Annotated in this window: 1 protein-coding gene; it reads right to left on the minus strand. The window is 69.5% G+C overall.

Features of this window, described 5'->3' with window-relative positions:
- The coding region (locus JAO81_RS42005; protein WP_199553262.1) for a bifunctional ornithine acetyltransferase/N-acetylglutamate synthase at positions 1 to 573 on the minus strand (573 nt) is incomplete at both ends.

Consider the following 573-nt stretch of genomic DNA (forward strand, 5'->3'; position numbering starts at 1 on the left):
AGCTCACGGTCCTCGCCGACGCCGCCGTTCTTGCAGACCCAGACGCCGTTGATGGCGACGTTCAGCTGGTCCGGGTCGAAGGCCGCCTTGGTCGTGCCGATCGCGGAGAGCACCCGGCCCCAGTTGGGGTCCTCGCCGTGGATCGCGCACTTGAGGAGGTTGTTGCGGGCGATGGAGCGGCCGACTTCGACGGCGTCGTCCTCGCTCGCGGCGCCCACGACCTCGATCTCGATGTCCTTGCTGGCGCCCTCGGCGTCGCGGATCAGCTGCTGCCCGAGGTCGTCGCAGACCTCGCGTACGGCGGCGGCGAACTCCGCGTATGCGGGGGTGACTTCACTCGCTCCGGAGGCGAGCAGCAGCACCGTGTCGTTGGTCGACATGCAGCCGTCCGAATCGATCCGGTCGAAGGTCAGGCGGGTCGTGTCCCGCAGTGCCTTGTCCAGTACGTCGCTGTCGAGCGCCGCGTCCGTGGTGATCACCACGAGCATGGTGGCGAGCCCGGGCGCGAGCATTCCGGCGCCCTTCGCCATCCCGCCGACGGTCCAGCCGTCCTTGCCGACGACCGCGGTCTTG

Origin of the sequence: Streptomyces sp. N35 (genome assembly GCF_016464295.1) — a bacterium.
Taxonomy (GTDB): domain Bacteria; phylum Actinomycetota; class Actinomycetes; order Streptomycetales; family Streptomycetaceae; genus Streptomyces.